Here is a 16,663-nt window from a genome sequence, read left to right on the forward strand (position 1 = left end):
GGGCGGCGTACGTATGCAGGCCGCTTACCTCCCGTTTATGCCTCAACTTCTTCCCCGCCTGGGCCTCGGCCTGCTGTTCGCCACTGCGGCCACGCCCCTGCTGGCCCAGACGCCCACCGATACCGCCCGCACCACCGCCGCGCCGGCTCCCGTGGCCGCCCCCGCCCCGGTAGAGGGGCCGGCCGTGGCCGTTCCGGCCGCGCCTTTGGTCATTACTTCCACGCCCGCTCCCGCCCGCATCGACGTCACGGAGCCCAAAACCCGGCTGCAGGCGCCGGTGTACGTCCCACTCGATGCGGATGTGTACCGCGTCATCGACCGGTACGCCATCAAGTACGGGCCCGACTCGCTGGGCGACATTCACACCTCGAACCGGCCCTACAACCGCGCCGCCGTGGCCCGGCTGGCCGAGCGCGCCGGCCGCGACTCCGTCTCGGTGCAGCCCAGCCTTTCGCGGGCCGACCGCTTCAACCTGCGCTACCTGCAGCAGGACAACTGGCAGTACGTCACCGACCCCACCGGGCAGGCCTTGAGCGTGAGCCGGCGGCCGGTGCTGAAGCACTTCTACCGCACCCCGACGGACCTGTACAGCGTCAACACGCCCGACTTTCAGCTGCGCGTGAACCCGGTGGTGAACTTCCAGGTGGGCAGCGGCGACGGTGGCATGCTCTACACCAACACCCGCGGCGCGCAAATCGAGGGCACCATCGACCAGCGGCTGGGCTTCTTTACCTACTTCACCGACACCCAGCAGCGGGTACCGGGGTACGTACAGGACCGCGTGGCCCGCGACAACGCCGTGCCCCACGAGGGCTACTGGAAATACTTTAAAAACCAGACCAACCAGCTGGACTTCCTCACGGCCCGCGGCTACATCACCTACGCAGCCACCAAGCATATCAACGTGCAGCTGGGCCACGACCGGAACTTCATCGGCAACGGCTACCGCTCGCTGATTCTGTCGGATTTTTCGGCGCCGTACTTCTTCCTGAAGCTGAACACGCGCGTCTGGAAGCTGAACTACCAGAACATCTTTGCCGAGCTGACCACGGAGCGTACGCGCCGCGGCGGCATCAACACCGACACTGTCTTCCAGAAGAAGTACATGGCCTTCCACCACCTCAGCGTCGACATCACGCCGGGGCTGAACGTGGGGCTGTTCGAGACGACCATGTTCGGGCGCCGCAAGGGCCGCTTCGAGCTGCAGTACCTCAACCCCATCATCTTTTACCGCAGCGTAGAGCAGGCCATCGGCTCGGAGGACAACGCCATTCTGGGGGCCGATTTCCGCTGGAACATCAAGCAGCGCGCGCAGATTTACGGCCAGCTGGTGCTCGATGAGCTGAAAGTGAGCGAAGTGCGGGCCGGCAAGGGCTGGTGGGCCAACAAGCAGGCCTTCCAGCTCGGCGGCAAGTACATCGACGTGTTCGGCGTACGCAACCTGGACCTGCAGGTGGAATATAACTACATCCGCCCCTACACCTACCAGCACGAGGACCTGTACCGCGCTTACGAGCACTACGGGCAGCCGCTGGCCCATCCCATCGGGGCCAATCTGTGGGAGCTGTTCGGGCAGCTGGCTTACCAGCCCCTGCCCCGCCTAACGCTGGTGGGCAAGGCCTTTTACGCCGACTACGGCCGCGACGCGACCTTTGGCCGCCTCCTGAACTACGGCAACAACCCGCTGCTGCCCTACACCATCCGCGTGCAGGACTACGGCAACACCGTCGGCCAGGGAGATGCCGTGCAGCTGGTGCACGCCGACTTTACCGCCACCTGGCAGTTGCGCCCCAACCTGTGGATCGACGGCAAAGTCATTGCCCGTCACCAATCGGGCGGCGTTGGCACCAACGTTTATCCGTCCATTTCGCTGCGCTGGAACGCGGCCCAGCGCCTCTACGAATTCTAACGCCCTGCGCATTTCGGGCCGTCTGATGTGGTGCTGCGACTCCCAAGTCGCGGCACCACTATTTTTGGGCCGCAGTTGCTACTGAAGCCCGGCTCCGACTTGCATTGTTTCACTGCTATTCCATTCGCTCATTACATGACCGATACCCTCGCCACCGTTACGCTCTACCGCCCCGTCAACCAAGCCGAGCTTGACCTGATTGCCGCCGCCGACTGGCGGGCCTTCCCGCCGCGCCTGCCCGAGCAACCGATTTTTTACCCCGTCACCAACGAAGCCTACGCCGCCCAGATAGCCCGCGACTGGAACGTGCCCTACTACGGCGTAGGCTACGTGCTGCGTTTCGCCGTCGATGCGGCCTATGCCAGCCGCTTTCCGGTGCAAAACGTGGGCGGCCCCGAGCACGACGAGCTGTGGGTGCCCGCCGAAGACCTGGCCGAATTCAACCAGCACATCATCGGCCTGATTCAGGTCGCGCAGGAATTCCGGCGCGAGTAGCTGGCCGATTATTCCTCATCAGCCTTTAAAGCTGTTTAAGAGCTGTCATCCTTCGCTGTGCTCAGGATGACAGCCCACTTCCAATAAGCAGACTTCCCAAACGGCTTCTCTAAGTAGCGCCGACGCAACGATACCTGCCGCGCACAAAACCGCCGCGCCCGACATCAACCGTGGTTGATGTCGGGCGCGGCGGTTTCTTAGCAATGGGTTCCTGGGCCAGCTCGCTAAGGTATTTTGCCCCGCGCTGCGTCGGCCGGCGTAGCCCCGTCAGGGGTTACCTTTGCAGTTCCGATGAAGATCTACCTCCGCATTCTGCAGTTTGCCCGGCCCTACGCCGACTTTTTGCCCCTGTACCTGCTGTATACCGTACTGGGCATCTTCTTTGGCATTGCCAACTTCGGCATGCTGATTCCGCTGCTCAACATCCTCTTCGACACGACCGGCAAGATGCTGGCCGAGGCCCCGCGCGCGTTGCCGTCGTTCAGCCTGTCGCTGTCGTACATCACCGACACGTTCAACTACCACTTCCTGCGCGTCATCGAGACGCAGGGCCGCCTCAGCGCTCTGGCCTGGGTGTGCATGCTGCTCATTGGCTCGGTGTTTTTGAGCAACGTGTTCCGCTACCTGAGCCTGCGCCTGCTGGCCAAAGTGCGCGCCCGCGTCATCCGTAACCTGCGCGCGGCCTTGTACCAGCGCGTGACCCAGTTGGAGCTGGGCTACTTCTCCGCCACCAAGAAGGGCGACCTGATGTCGCGCTTCACCAACGACGTGCAGGAAGTGGAAACCTCCGTGGTGAACACCCTCACGGCCGTCATCCGCGAGCCGCTGAGTATCATCAGCTTCTTCGCGGTGTTGTTCTTCATGTCCTTGAAGCTGACGCTGTTCACGCTTATCCTGCTACCCATTTCGGGCGGGCTGATTGCGGGCATTTCCAAGCGCCTGCGCAACCAGGCCAAGCAGAGCCAGAGCACCCTGGGCACCATGCTTTCGGTGATTGACGAGACGCTGGGCGGGGTGCGCGTCATCAAGGCCTTCAATGCCGAGGCGTACATCACGGATAAGTTTCACCAGCAAAACGAGCAGTACGCCCGCGCCCAGCGCGGCATCGACAACACCCGCGACCTGGCCTCGCCCTTCTCGGAATTTGCCGGCGTATCGGTGGTGGCGGCGCTGCTGTACTTTGGTGGTACGCTCGTGCTCGGCGGCGAATCGGACCTGACGGCGGCCAACTTCATCACTTACATCGTGCTGTTTTCGCAGGTGCTGGTGCCGGCCAAGGCGCTGTCGTCCGCGTTCAGCAACATCCAGCGGGGCCTGGTGGCCGGCGAGCGGACGCTGAGCATCATCGACACCGAGCCGCGCATTCAGGACAAGCCGGGCGCCGAAACGCTGCCCGCTTTCCAGGGCCAGATCGAGTTTCGCCAGGTGGGCTTCAGCTACGGCGGCGACGACGCGCGCCAGGTGCTGGCCGACATCAACCTGACCGTGCCCCGGGGCAAGACGGTGGCGCTGGTGGGCCCCTCGGGCGGCGGCAAGAGCACCCTGGCCGATCTGGTGCCGCGCTTCTACGACGTGACCGAAGGCCGGATCCTCATCGATGGCCACGACCTGCGCGACTGCACTGTGCACTCGGTGCGTGAGCAGATGGGCATCGTCACGCAGGAGAGCATCCTGTTCAACGACACCATTTTCAACAACATCCGCTTCAACAAGCAGGATGCGACGGAGGCTGATGTCATCGAAGCGGCCAAAATTGCCAATGCCCACGAGTTCATCATGGCTTCGCCCGAAGGCTACCAGACCATGATCGGCGACCGGGGCGCGCGCCTGTCGGGCGGGCAGCGGCAACGCCTGAGTATCGCCCGCGCCATCCTGCGCAACCCGCCCATTCTCATCCTCGACGAGGCTACCTCCGCCCTCGACACCGAAAGCGAAAAGCTGGTGCAGGAAGCCCTCACGCGCCTGATGACGAGCCGCACCTCGCTGGTTATTGCCCACCGCCTGAGCACCGTGCAGCACGCCGACGAAATCGTGGTGCTGCAGCACGGCCGCATCGTGGAGCGCGGCACCCACGAGGAACTCTTGCTCCACCCCGACGGCCTGTACGCCCGCCTGAGTCGGATGCAGAACAACCCGGCCCTGGCTTAAAAACAGCGGTGCCCCAATTTCAAAGTCGGGGCACCGCTGTTTTTAAGGGGCAGTGCTTCGCACTTCGTTGCGCTTCTGCATGGCCCGCCGCACACAGCGCAAATGTCGTCGCAGCACACGGCTCCACGTACCACAAGGCGCTTACATCCGTAAAGGGGTATATTTCGCGGCCGGTACCCATTGCCGGCCGCCTCCACACCCACTCTTACCTTCCCCATGCTAGCCCTCCGCCGAATAGTCACCGTGCTGGTGATGATTTACCTGCTGCTCGCCCTGCTCTTCGCCATCACGACTGGCGCCCGCGACGCGATGATGAGCATAACCGGCAACAACAACCCCGCTGATTTCTGGTATGTCATGATGCTGATCGGGGCTGGCCTGCTACTGCTACAGCTGCTCACCGAAAACGCCCACGGTATGGGCCTGCGCCGCGATATTACCCGCCACGAGGCCAAAGTCAACGAGCTCAAAGCCAAGCTTTACGACCAGCAGCTGGAGCAACGCGACCGGGACATCCGTACCACAGCTACCACCGTGCCTCGCCCCGAGCCGGCGCCGGGCGCCATTCCGCGCGGCGCCATGACGCCCCCGCCCGCCTCCTACACCGCCGACGACCGGCCCACCGACTCCGGCCCCCATCCCACTGACCGCCCGCTGGTGTAACTTTGCCGCGTGGCAGATACCCTCACCGACCTCATCCGGGCTGAACTCACCGAAGCCCGCAGCGTGCTGGAGCGTTTCCTTTCCGATCCGCAGCACGTCCAGTCCATCGAACAGGCCGCCCGGCTCATGGCCCATAGCCTGCAGCAAGGCGGCAAAATCCTGACCTGCGGCAACGGCGGTTCCTTGTGCGACGCTCAGCACTTCGCCGAAGAGCTGAGCGGCCGCTACCGCCAGGACCGTCCTGCCCTCGCGGCCATTGCCCTCACCGAAGCCTCGCATATGAGCTGCGTGGCCAACGACTACGGCTACGACTACGTGTTCAGCCGCTTCGTGCAGGCCCTCGGCCGCCCCGGCGACGTGCTGCTGGCCATCAGCACCAGCGGCAACTCGCCCAACATCCTGCGCGCCGCCGAAGCCGCTAAGGAGGCTGGAATGCAGGTAGTCGCCCTGACCGGTAAAGACGGCGGCAAGCTTGCTGCCCTGGCCGACGTGGAAATCCGGGCGCCGCACGCCGGCTACGCCGACCGCATCCAGGAAATCCACATCAAGGCCATTCACATCATGATTATGCTCATCGAGCAGTTGGTGGCTGCGTAGCTTCCTCCATTGTCATCCTGAGCCAACGGCGAAGGACCTTCTCACGCGTGAACGAGCATCGTCAAAACGACTCGTTCTGCAGTGGCAAGGTCCTTTGCTTTTACCAGGAAAGCGTGCCGGCCTTTCTTGCGTCAGCGCGCCGCTTCTTGCTTATCTTCGTCCCCTTCTTTTCTCGCTTATCTATCCCAATGGTTACCAAGACTTACGGCTCGGCCGTGCAGGGCGTCAATGCCTTCACTATTACTATTGAAGTGGTGGTATCACAGGGCATGGGGTTCTTCGTCGTCGGGCTGCCCGACAACGCCATCAAGGAAAGCCAGCAGCGCATCGAAGCCGCCATGCGGGTGCGGGGCTACCACATGCCGCGCACCAAGGTGGTGGTGAACATGGCCCCGGCCGACATCCGCAAGGAAGGCTCGGCCTACGACCTGGCCATTGCCTTAGGCATTTTGCACGCCTCCCAGCAAATCAGCACCGAGCGCCTGGGTGAGTACATCATCATGGGCGAGCTAGCCCTCGACGGCGAGTTGCGGCCCGTCAAAGGGGTGCTGCCCATTGCCATTCAGGCCCGCAAGGAGGGCTTCAAGGGCTTTATTCTGCCGAAGGAAAACGCGCAGGAAGCGGCCATCGTCAACAATCTCGACGTCATCCCGGTGAGCACCATGCAGGAGGCCATCGACTTCGTGGAGGGCCGCCTGGAAATCCCGCCGCTACAGGTGGATACCCGCGACTTGTTTCAGCACTCGGCCAACCAGTACGCCGCCGACTTCGCCGACGTGCAGGGCCAGGAAAACATCAAGCGGGCCCTGGAAATAGCCGCGGCCGGTGGGCACAACGTCATCATGATCGGGCCGCCCGGCGCGGGCAAGACCATGCTGGCCAAGCGCCTGCCGAGCATCCTGCCGCCGCTGAGCATGCACGAGGCGCTGGAAACCACCAAAATTCACTCCGTAGCCGGCAAGCTGGGCACCAACTCCTCGCTGCTGAACACGCGCCCCTTCCGCGCTCCGCACCACACCATCAGCGACGTGGCCCTGGTCGGCGGCGGGGGCAATCCGCAGCCCGGCGAAATATCACTGGCTCACAACGGCGTGCTTTTTCTCGACGAGCTGCCGGAGTTCAAGCGCACGGTGCTGGAGGTAATGCGCCAGCCGCTGGAAGAGCGCCGCGTAACGATTTCGCGGGCCAAGGTCAGCATCGATTTTCCGGCCAACTTTATGCTCATTGCCAGCATGAACCCGTGCCCGTGCGGCTACTACAACCACCCCGAAAAGGATTGTGTGTGCGGCCCGGGCGTGGTGCAGAAGTACCTGAACAAGGTCAGCGGACCGCTGCTGGACCGCATCGACCTGCACGTGGAAGTAACGCCCGTGACCTTCGACCAGATGACCGAAACGCGCCGGGCCGAGACCAGCGGCAACATTCAGGAGCGCGTGGACAAGGCGCGGCAGGTGCAGGCCGAGCGCTTCAAAGATTTCCCCGACATCCACTCCAACGCCATGATGCCCTCGCAGATGGTGAAGGACATCTGCCAGATCAACCCCGCGGGGCGCACCCTGCTCAAGACGGCCATGGAGCGCCTCGGCCTTTCGGCCCGCGCCTACGACCGGATTCTGAAAGTAGCCCGCACCATCGCCGACCTCGCTGGCGCCGAGGAAATCCGCATCGAGCACCTGGCCGAAGCCATTCAGTACCGCTCCCTCGACCGCGAAGGCTGGGCCGGGTAAGCTCACATTGCCGATAAAGCAGAACGTCATTCCGAGCGTAGCCGAGGAATTTCGCGTGCTGACGTCTGATAGCATTTCTCTCGTTCAACGAGGAGTTGACCATCTGACTAAAAGCGAGATTCCTCGACAAGCTCGGAATGACGTTCTATTTTGGGGTGTGCGGCGTTGCAGCTGCTTAGTTCAGCTTGATGCCGGCCTGGGTGAAGCGGCGGCTGATGCCGGCCAGGATTTCGCTTTTGAGCACCTGTTCCTGCCGGATGTTGTTGATCCAGAAGAGCACCTTCAGCTCGTAGACCTGCCCGGTGACGCTGCTGAGCAGGATTTCGGGCGCCACTTTCTGCAAGGTGTTGGGGTTGGCGAGGATTTCGTCGGTGATGAGCTGCTTGGCCGTGTCCAGGTCAGTGCCGGGGGCCAGCTTCAGGTTCAGCTCCGTGCGGATGTGGTTGTTACTCAGCGTCCAGTTGATGACGTGGCCCGAAAGTAGGTCGCCGTTGGGCACGATAATTTCGGAGCCCGACTGCGAAATGAGCTTACTGGCGCGGATACCGATGTCCTTCACGCGGCCGGTTTTGCCGGTCACCTCGATGTAGTCGCCCACCTGGAAGGGCCGCTCGAAGATGAGGATGATGCCCGAGACGAGGTTGTTGATGATGTTTTGTAGGCCCAGGCCTACGCCCACACCCAGCGCACCGACCACGATGGTAATCTTATCCAGCGGCAGGCCCGAGGCCATGGTGGCGAGCAGGAAGCCCACGGCCAGCAGCACTAGCCGGATGGCCACCAGCCAGGAGCCGCGCCGGTCTTCGGGGTCGGCGTTGAACTCCTCGTCCGTCTCACCGAAAAAGTAGCCCACGTAGCGCTGCAGCAGGATGGAAACGTAGATAATGAGGAAGAAGAGCAGGATGTTGGCCCAGGTGAAGGTGATGCTGCCGATGTAGTGCGGGGCAGTCAGCAACTCGTCGAAGAAGCGGTAAATCGGGCGGAAGATGTTCAGGTTGGTCAGGAAGTTCATCAGCCACAGCCCGCACACCAGCACCGACAGCACCAGGCGCAGCCCCTGCCCGATTTTCTGGAAGTGGAAGCGCACGGCCACCCCACCGGCCAGGCGGCTGCGCTGCATCTGCAGGTGAAAGGCCTCGGTGAGCAGGCGCACGAAGGCCGAGAGGGAAATAATCTGCGTCAGGCCCAGAATGCCGCTGCTGCTGAAGACTTTGGCCAGGCTCAAGCGCCCGGTGAAATTGCAGAGGGCGGCCAGCACATTCAGCCCCACGAACAGCCAGATAACCGGCGGCACGAAGGCCGCCAGCTTGGGGCCCCGCTTCAGCTCGCGCAGCAGCTCCAGCCCTATGCCCACGGCCGCCAGATTCAGCACCAGCATGGCCCAGCGCAGGCCGCGGCCCGGCTCGCTGCTGGCGTACACGAAGGTGAGACCGAAAAACAAGCCCACGATGGCCAGCCAATACCAGAACTGCCGGCGCGGCCAGGTGCGCCCAAACAGCACGCTCAGCGACACGACGAGCAGCAGCTCCAGCAAATCGGTGTAGGCCGCGGGCGGGTTCAAATCGAAGAACGGCGCCACGCTGAACACCACCACCAGCGTAGCGGCTATGGGCAGGGGGCGCAGGTAGCGGAAAGGCTGCTCCTCGGGTGCAGGGGCCTCCTTGGCGCGGTTCACTGCCCGAAAATTGCGGAATACCCAGGTAAAAAAGCCCGCGCCCAGCAGCAGCATCCACACCCCGAAATGCCAGTTTTCGCCGAAGTAATAGCGCAGCAGCCGGCGCTGGCTGGCGTAGGACTCGCGCACCAACTGGCCCGCGGCGGCCTGCTTGCGGGCGTCGGCGCCGGCCGCGCGCCACAGCGGGGCATTGACGGGGGCCCAGCTGCGGCGGCTGAAGCGGCGCGTCTGTTCGCGCACCTCGTCCTGCAGCTCTAGGGCCTGAATGTAGGCATCGGACACGCGCGTCTGGAGCTGCGTGACGCTGCGCTGGTTGCGGGCCAGCAATTGACTAGCCCGCTGCTGCTTGCGCTCCAGCCGGGCGGTGCTGCGGCCCAAGGACGTGGTGGTATCGGACTGGGGCAGAATGGCGTGCTGGCGCAGCGAGTCCAGTTGCGTCTGCATGCGGGCGAGGCGCTTGCCCTGGTCGGCCAGATCGGCGCGCCACGCGCCCAACTCGGCCTGCATATCGGCGAGCAACACCTGAAACATGCGCACCTGCTTCAGATTGATGACGCTGCTGTACTGGGTGAGGTTCTGCCGGATGGTTTTGAGGTTGGCTTCCACCTCGGGCAGCTCTTCGGCCAGGTCCTCGGTATCGGCGCCGCGCCGGGCGCCCCCGCTGATGCGGCCCAGCACGAGGTAGGCCTGCTCCACGCGCTGAGCCGCATCCTCTTCCGTGACGACGGGCGCCGCGGGCTGGACCTTGGTAGAATCCTGCGCCTGAGCGCCGAGAGACATCAGCAAACCGCTGAGCAGCAGGGCCAACAGCCAGCCGGGCGGTGCTAAGCGGCAAAGAAAATCAGGGTAATCACTCCACATGCGCGCGGCACGGGGCTGCCGGGTGCGGCCGGCAAGTCGGGTAAGGGAAGTCTGGGGCATGGGCAAGCCGGCCGGCGCAGCTGCCCGCAGGCAGCGCAGGGCGCAATGGTTCATCGGTGAGAAAGACGGCAACGGCCCGGCAATATCGGCCCGGAGCCGCGCCCCAACAAGTTACCAGGGCTTATGCCTGGTTACTGAAAGAAGCCCAGGCTCAGGCGCCACCACGCGGCGGCGCTGCCGATTACGTGCCGCGCCATGGTTTCGTACACGTCGCCCAGGGTGCGCCAGCTGCCGATTTCCACGTCGGGGAGCTCCACGCCGAAGTGCCGCTCCAGCCTGATAACCAAGTCTACCACGTCGAGCGAGTCCAGGCCCAAATCGTTGTGCAGATGCAGCGTGGGCGAGGCATCGGCGCGAAGCTCGGGCAGCAGTTCCTGGAGTTGTTGCTGCACGGAGAGTTGCAAGGTGGCGTGCATGGGGCGGAGTGGTTGGGAGCCCCCGCGGTGGTTGGCGCGGCGGGCACGGTGGCGAATCAGGCGGCCGGCTCGGGGACAGGCGCTATCGAAAGTAGACGGGCAGCCGAACGAGCGGAAAAACTTTCTACCAACGCCCCGGAAAACCGGGTGAATTCCTGCTTTTTGTTCACGCCCGCCGTTTCCGAGCTTGGGCCTCCGCTGGGTTCACCCCTAAGGGCATTCGTTCGCTCAGTGCATGTTGCGCTGCTCGATGAGCTGGTGAAACGGCTCGGCGTAGGCGTCGCCGATGGGAATGACCACGTCGCCCATGTAGATGCGGTTTTTGCGGATGGAGTCGATCCAGCTCAGCGCCACGATATAGGAGCGGTGCACGCGCACGAATTCCGTGGCCGGCAGTCGTTCCTCGAAAGCGCGCAGGGAATTGAGCGTGAGCAGCGGCTTGCCTGCCCCGGTGTGAATCTTCACGTAGTCCTTCAGGCCCTCCAGGTAGCGAATGTCGCGCAGCGTCACGCGCTGGGTGTGGTAGTCGGCCTTCACGAAGATGTACTCCTCGGCCGGCGCAGGCGCCGGGGCCGGAGCGGGCGGTGGGGCAGGTGCCGGCAGCGGTTGCAGCCGCTCCTGCACTTTGGTGGCCGCCTTCAGAAACCGGTCGAAGGGAATGGGCTTGATCAGGTAGTCCACCGCGTCGAGGTCGAAGCCATCCACGGCGTACTGCTTATAAGCCGTGGTGAAAACCACGGCGGCGTTGGGCCGGATGGTGCGCACGAAGTCCACGCCCGTCAGGTCGGGCATCTGCACGTCCAGAAACAGCACGTCCACCGGCTCGCGCTGCAGCACTTCCATGGCTTCGAGGGCGCTGCGGCAGGTGCCTACCAGCTCCAAAAAAGGAATTCGCTCGACGTAGCCGGCCAGCAGGCGCAGGGCCAGGGGTTCGTCGTCAACTAACAGGCAGCGCAGCATGGTGCAGGGCTAGAGTAAGGGTTACAAGGTATTCGTCGTCGGTTTGCTCGATGTGCAGCCGATGCCGCTCGGGGTAGAGCAGGTGCAGCCGCTGCGTCACGTTTTGCACGCCGATGCCCGAGTCCCGGGCGGCCGTGGCGGGCGGGGCCACGGGGAAGCGGCGGTTTTGCACCCGGAACAGCAGCTCGTTGCCCGTCACGCGCAGCAGCATCCGAATGGCGGAGGGGTGCTGGTAGCTCACGCCGTGCTTGAAGGCGTTTTCCACGAAGGGAATCAGCAGCATGGGCTCGATGAGCTTGCCGGCGAGCGGGCCTTCCTCCACAAACTCAATTTCCACGTCGTCGGCTAGGCGCAGGCGCTGCAGGTCCACGTAGTTGTGCAGGTACTCCACTTCCTGTTCCAAGGGCACGCGCGGGTCGTTGGCCTCGTAGAGCATGTAGCGCATCAGCTGGGCCAGCTTGAGAATGGCCTCAGGCGTATCCTCGGAGCGCAGCTGGGCCAGGGAGTAGATGTTGTTCAGGGTGTTGAAGAGAAAGTGCGGGCTGACCTGCGACTTTAGAAACGCCAGCTCGGCCGCGAGCTTGTCGCTGTGCATCTGCCGGCGGGCCCGCTCGTTCTCAAACCACTCACTGGTAATACGCAGCCCGCTGCTCACCATCCACACAAACACCGTCACCAGCACAATCACGGCCTGAAACTGCTGGCGGTCGGCCAGGGTCGTGCCGGGCCGCAGCGGCGGCAGCGTACCGATGCCCAGCCAGTGCAGACTCATGGGCAGGTGCAGCCCGATAATCAGCACCAGCACCACGCCCAGGTAGGCCACCACGCGCCGCCGGGCCAGCAGCTGCGGAATCAGCACCCAGTAGTTCAGGTAAAACAGCACGGCCAGCCGGACAATGGGCGCGACGGTGCGCCAGAAGCTGAAGTGCGGCGGTTGCTGCTGCAGCAGTACCCAGGGCAAAAACGGCAGCGCCGCCCAGAACACCAAGTGGACCAGTAAGTGCAGCAGCCGCTGCCGGGTGAAGAATCGAGCCATAAGCAAGCAAAACCGGCGGCCCGAAGCGCCGCCGGTTCAAATCACGTTGGTAAGCATACGCAAGCCGCAGCGCCGTGGCGGCGTCGACTGGCCCGGCCGGGCACATTCACTCTCCCTAACCTGTGCCCGACCGAACCAGTTACGCGCCGCGCTTAGCTGCTGGCTTTGCTCGTCCTGGGGTCTTTACCGGGTTTGCCGCCTTTCGGCGCTTTGCCGCCGGGGCCGTGCTGCGGCTTCTGGGCCAGATACTTGCTGTACTGCTCCGCCGAAAGCACCGCTTTCAACTTGGCATCGGTGTCGCTTTCCAAGCCGCGCAGGCCGTCCCGGGTTTTGTCCCGGTCGCCGGTGCTGCGCAGGGCCTCCATCTGCTGGCGCTGATTTTGGAGGATGGCTTTCACCTCGATTTTCTGCTGCGTGCTCAGCTTCAGGGACGTCGCCAACTCGTCAAGGCGCTGCTCGGGGCCACGGCCGGGCGGCGGGCCCTGCCGCCGCCCGGCCACGGGTGCCTGCTGGCCGGCAGCCGTGGCCGGCAGCCGGCGTAGCACTGGCCGTACCTACTTGCAAGGCGGCAATCAATGCGGCGCCCAAGGCGCTGCGCAACCACGTCGTGTTCATGCTCAGAAGAGGTTTGGTAGCTTTCGGGCAGCGACAGTACCGCCGTTTTGTGCCCGCAAAGTTGGCGGGGCCACCCGGCGGCCGGAATTCGTTTCGCTTAGCCCGGCCGTTTTCTCGACCAACTCCGGCATTCCATCTATAGCCCCGGGCCCGGCCGCCAATCGGCACTTGACTGGCGGCCGGGCCCGGGAATAATACGCTCCAGCCTAGGCCTTAGCCCCTACCACGTGCGGCAGCGCAACGGAAAACGTGCTACCCACGCCTGCCTCGCTGCGGACCTCGATGCGCCCCCCCGCATTTTCGACGATACGCTTGACCATGAATAGGCCCACGCCGGTGCCCTGCACGTGGTCGTGAAAGCGCTGAAACATGGTGAAGAGCTTGGGCAGATACACGTCGTCGATGCCCAGCCCATTGTCTTGCACCTCCAGCACCGTGTAGCCCGCATCGACTTGGCCCTGCACCCGAATAACGGGCTGCCGCCCGGGGGCGTGGAACTTCACGGCGTTGCTGAGCAGGTTATACACCACCGAGCGCAGATTCTTCTCCGAAATCAGCACGGCCGGCAAGCCTGCTACGTCCACGTGCAGGCGGGCATTGGCCTGCTGCAGCAGCGAGGCCAGGTCCAGGCGCACTTCCTCCACCATGGGGGCCAGCTCCACGGCCGTGGAGGGCGGGGAATGTTCCTTTTGCAGCTTGGATACCTCCGTCAGGTGCTCAATGGTACGCTTAAAGCGCTCCACCGAATCGAGCATGCGCGTGAGCGTGGCGTCCACGTACTCGTCCTGCGCTACCGCCTCCGGCAGCTCGCCGCGCAGCAGGTAGAGCAGGCCCTCGATGTTGCTGATGGGCGCTTTCAGGTCGTGCGAGGCCGTGTAAATGAAGTTGTCCAGATCCACGTTCGTGCGCGTGAGCTGCTGGTTTTTGTCCTGCAGCTCGGTGTTCAGGGCCTGGGCTTCGTCGCGGGAGGTGCGCAGCTTCCGGGTCAGGCGCTGCATGGCCAGTTCGGCCAGCTTCTGCTCGTGCACGTCGATGACGGTGCCCACCATGCCTTCGTACAGGCCTGATTCGTTGAAGCGCGGCAGGCCATGATCCGTCACCCACCGGTACTGCCCGCTGTGCTGGCGGAGGCGAAAGAGTACGCGGTAAGGCTGACGCTGGGCATTGGCCCGGATAAACTCGGCCCGTGCGGCCGGCGCGTCCTCCGGGTGCACGGCATTGGCCCAGCCCAGGCCGAGGGCTTCGGCTTCGGTCTGGCCGGTGGTAGCGTACCAGCGCTGGTTTAGGTAAGTGCACTGTCCGTCGGCGTCGGTGACCCATAGCGTACCGGGTACGTTATCGGCCAGCAGCCGGAACGAGGCTTCGCGCGTTTCCACTGCGCGCCGCGCCAGCACCTGGGCCGTAATGTCCTGGGCAAACACGAATACGCCATCCACCGCTCCCTGCGCGTTGTGGCGGGCTTGGTAAGTGAAGGTGCAAATGACTTCCTCCAGGGGCGCGCCTTCGTGGCGGGCCAGCATCAGCGGCAGCTCCTGCACGATGCAGGTTTGGCCCGTTTCGTACACCTGCCGCAACATCTCGGGGATGGGCGAGTCGGCCAGCTCCGGCAAAGCCTCCAGCAAGGCATGGTGCAGCAACTCGCGGCCCGGGAAAATGCGTTGGTAGGCCGGGTTGACCAGCTGATACACCAATTCGGGCCCGTCGAGGATGACAATGGGGGCCGGGGCCTGCATAAACAAGTCGTGGAGCTGCTGCTGCAGGGATTCGCGCTGCTGCCGCGCCCGTACCTGCTCGGTCACGTCATACGCAAAGATGGACACGCCCACGACCTCTCCCTCTTCGTGATATGCCTGGTACGTAAACGTGAAGTACGTCTGCTTCGCCTGCCTGCCGCCGGGCTGGGCAATGGCCAGCGGCAGCTCCGTGCCGAAGAAGGTTTCCCCGCTGCGGTACACGCCGTCGAGCAAGTCCAGAAAGCCCTGCGCAGCCGCGTCGGGCAGCGCTTCGGCCAGCGGCCGGCCCACCAATTCGCGCCCCGGAAACAGCGCCTGATAGGCCGCATTGACGTACGCGAAGTGGTGCTGGGGCCCGTGCAGCAGGGCAATGCTGGCGGGCGTTTGCGCGAAGATCTGAAAGAAGGTTTCGCGCTCCTGCGCCTGGCGCTGCGCTGCCTGCAGCACCTCGGCCTGCAGGGCCAGCGCGGCCCGGGTGCGCTCCTGCACCCGGGCTTCCAGCTCCTGATTCAGGCGTTGCAGGTCAAACTGACTGTGGGCCAGCTCGTCGTTGTTGGCCCGGATTTCTTCGTTGGCGGCGGCCAGCTCCTCGTTGAGCTGGGACGTTTGGTACTCCTGTTCCTCGACGCGCCGCCGGGCCAGCACCATATCGGTCACGTCGCTGGCCACCACCAGAATGCCCACGGTATCACCCTGCTCGTTTTGCTGGGGGTGGTACACGAAGTTGAAGTACACCGTCTCGAAACGGCCGTGGCGCAGCAGCTGGATGGGCAGTTCCGTACCCACGTAAGGCTGGCCCGTGCGCAAAACGCCTTCCAGTAACTCTTCCAGGCCCTGGCCGCGCACCTCCGGCAGGGCTTCGAACAGGGGCAGATCCACTACTTGCGCCTGCGTGCGGGCCCAGATTTCGCACACCGGGGGATTGGCCAGCGCAATGCGGTAGTCGGGGCCATCAAGCAGGGCAATGGCGACCGGGGCTTGGTGAAAGATGCTCTGTAGCTGTTGGCGCTGGGCTTCCACCTCGGCCCGGGCGGCCTTCTCCCGCGCCTGGCTTTCGCGCAGGGCCACTTCCACGGGGGTGCGGGGCTGGTCGGCCGTATCGGTAAAGCTTACCAGCAGACCCTCGCCCGCCCGCCGGGCCGTGAGGCGGTAGTAATTGTCGTAACCATCGGCCTGGTAATTGACGTCGTAGCTGCGTGGCTCACCGGTAACGTACGCCTCCACGTGAAACTCAAACGCGCGGTGCTCCTTGCTGTGGGGCCACTGCTGCAGGTGCGTCAGCGTGGGGCGGGCGGGCATGCGCATCATGCGCTGCGCCGCCGGGTTCAGGTACACGAAACGGAAGTCCACGATGCTGCCGGAACCGGCCGGATCGTAGATGGGAGCGTAGAAAATCAACCCGGTTATCGAGACGTCGAGGACCTCGCACAGCATCTCGTCGAAGGGCAGCCAGGTGGGCAAATCTCTGGTATGGGTAGCCTGGACAGCAGGTGCGGGCATGGATGAACTGCGAAACGGGATAGTGGGAATGCGTCAGGGCGGAATTTACTATACGAAAATACGTATGACCGCAGCCCGAAGCCGAAACCGCGTCGCCCTTGCGAGACGGTAGCATCGGGTGAGCGAAGCCGGACAGGCTTAAGGGCTTCCCCAAAGATAAAATTCAGTGCGTGCATTCGGCACCCGCGCCAAGCGGAAAACGCCTTAACCGAACGAAGCTGTCAATCAAGTGCGTACCCCCATTCCAGCGTCTTGCTGCCAGCCACTA

General features: G+C 63.8%; 12 protein-coding genes. 6 read left to right on the forward strand and 6 right to left on the reverse strand.

What is annotated here, in order from left to right:
* Positions 1-37 precede the first annotated feature (37 nt).
* The 6 genes from B0919_RS00320 (at position 38) to B0919_RS00345 (ending at position 7,539) form a co-directional block, all read left to right on the forward strand.
* Positions 38-1,909 (forward strand): capsule assembly Wzi family protein, encoded by a 1,872-nt coding sequence (locus B0919_RS00320; protein WP_139361808.1) that lies wholly within the window; start codon positions 38-40, stop codon positions 1,907-1,909.
* Positions 1,910-2,044: 135 nt separating this feature from the next.
* Positions 2,045-2,404 carry an ADP-ribosylation/crystallin J1 gene (locus tag B0919_RS00325; protein WP_078010203.1) on the forward strand — a complete coding sequence of 120 codons (360 nt, stop codon included), beginning with the start codon at positions 2,045-2,047 and terminating at the stop codon, positions 2,402-2,404.
* A 291-nt stretch (positions 2,405-2,695) separates the two neighbouring features.
* Complete coding sequence (locus tag B0919_RS00330; RefSeq protein WP_078010204.1) at positions 2,696-4,552, forward strand: ABC transporter ATP-binding protein; 1,857 nt, start codon at positions 2,696-2,698, stop codon at positions 4,550-4,552.
* A gap of 216 nt (positions 4,553-4,768) precedes the next feature.
* Positions 4,769-5,215, forward strand: a complete 447-nt coding sequence (locus B0919_RS00335; RefSeq protein ID WP_078010205.1) for a hypothetical protein — start codon at positions 4,769-4,771, stop codon at positions 5,213-5,215.
* Positions 5,216-5,224: 9 nt separating this feature from the next.
* Positions 5,225-5,812, forward strand: coding sequence for a D-sedoheptulose 7-phosphate isomerase (lpcA, locus tag B0919_RS00340; protein WP_078010206.1), 588 nt, complete (start codon positions 5,225-5,227; stop codon positions 5,810-5,812).
* Between the two features lie 188 nt (positions 5,813-6,000).
* Complete coding sequence (locus tag B0919_RS00345; protein ID WP_078010207.1) at positions 6,001-7,539, forward strand: YifB family Mg chelatase-like AAA ATPase; 1,539 nt, start codon at positions 6,001-6,003, stop codon at positions 7,537-7,539.
* Between the two features lie 175 nt (positions 7,540-7,714).
* Here the strand turns inward: B0919_RS00345 and B0919_RS00350 are convergent, their stop codons facing one another.
* The 6 genes from B0919_RS00350 to B0919_RS00375 all read right to left on the reverse strand — a co-directional run bounded on the left by B0919_RS00350 (position 7,715) and on the right by B0919_RS00375 (position 16,395).
* Positions 7,715-10,135, reverse strand: coding sequence for a mechanosensitive ion channel domain-containing protein (locus tag B0919_RS00350; protein WP_176132785.1), 2,421 nt, complete (start codon positions 10,133-10,135; stop codon positions 7,715-7,717).
* A gap of 131 nt (positions 10,136-10,266) precedes the next feature.
* Positions 10,267-10,551: an acyl carrier protein gene (locus B0919_RS00355; protein WP_078010209.1), complete on the reverse strand. Its 285-nt coding sequence runs from the start codon at positions 10,549-10,551 to the stop codon at positions 10,267-10,269.
* A gap of 228 nt (positions 10,552-10,779) precedes the next feature.
* The gene (locus tag B0919_RS00360) at positions 10,780-11,511 is read right to left on the reverse strand and encodes a LytR/AlgR family response regulator transcription factor (RefSeq protein WP_078010210.1); all 732 of its coding nucleotides are present in this window, start codon (positions 11,509-11,511) and stop codon (positions 10,780-10,782) included.
* Complete coding sequence (locus B0919_RS00365) at positions 11,489-12,547, reverse strand: sensor histidine kinase (RefSeq protein WP_078010211.1); 1,059 nt, start codon at positions 12,545-12,547, stop codon at positions 11,489-11,491. Before B0919_RS00365 ends, B0919_RS00360 begins: the two co-directional genes overlap by 23 nt.
* A gap of 152 nt (positions 12,548-12,699) precedes the next feature.
* Entirely contained in the window at positions 12,700-13,092 is a 393-nt protein-coding gene (locus B0919_RS00370; protein WP_078010212.1) for a hypothetical protein, read from the reverse strand.
* Positions 13,093-13,368: 276 nt separating this feature from the next.
* Complete coding sequence (locus tag B0919_RS00375) at positions 13,369-16,395, reverse strand: PAS domain-containing protein (RefSeq protein WP_078010213.1); 3,027 nt, start codon at positions 16,393-16,395, stop codon at positions 13,369-13,371.
* Positions 16,396-16,663 lie beyond the last annotated feature (268 nt).

It is taken from the genome of Hymenobacter sp. CRA2 (assembly GCF_002007105.1).
Lineage (GTDB): Bacteria > Bacteroidota > Bacteroidia > Cytophagales > Hymenobacteraceae > Solirubrum.

Bases quoted from the DNA above. Each gene is read 5' to 3' on its own strand.
- B0919_RS00320 (WP_139361808.1), top strand. From the start codon at position 38: ATGCCTCAACTTCTTCCCCGCCTGGGCCTCGGCCTGCTGTTCGCCACT.
- B0919_RS00325 (WP_078010203.1), top strand. From the start codon at position 2,045: ATGACCGATACCCTCGCCACCGTTACGCTCTACCGCCCCGTCAACCAA.
- B0919_RS00330 (WP_078010204.1), top strand. From the start codon at position 2,696: ATGAAGATCTACCTCCGCATTCTGCAGTTTGCCCGGCCCTACGCCGAC.
- B0919_RS00335 (WP_078010205.1), top strand. From the start codon at position 4,769: ATGCTAGCCCTCCGCCGAATAGTCACCGTGCTGGTGATGATTTACCTG.
- B0919_RS00345 (WP_078010207.1), top strand. From the start codon at position 6,001: ATGGTTACCAAGACTTACGGCTCGGCCGTGCAGGGCGTCAATGCCTTC.
- B0919_RS00350 (WP_176132785.1), bottom strand. From the start codon at position 10,135: ATGCCCCAGACTTCCCTTACCCGACTTGCCGGCCGCACCCGGCAGCCC.
- B0919_RS00355 (WP_078010209.1), bottom strand. From the start codon at position 10,551: ATGCACGCCACCTTGCAACTCTCCGTGCAGCAACAACTCCAGGAACTG.
- B0919_RS00360 (WP_078010210.1), bottom strand. From the start codon at position 11,511: ATGCTGCGCTGCCTGTTAGTTGACGACGAACCCCTGGCCCTGCGCCTG.
- B0919_RS00365 (WP_078010211.1), bottom strand. From the start codon at position 12,547: ATGGCTCGATTCTTCACCCGGCAGCGGCTGCTGCACTTACTGGTCCAC.
- B0919_RS00375 (WP_078010213.1), bottom strand. From the start codon at position 16,395: ATGCCCGCACCTGCTGTCCAGGCTACCCATACCAGAGATTTGCCCACC.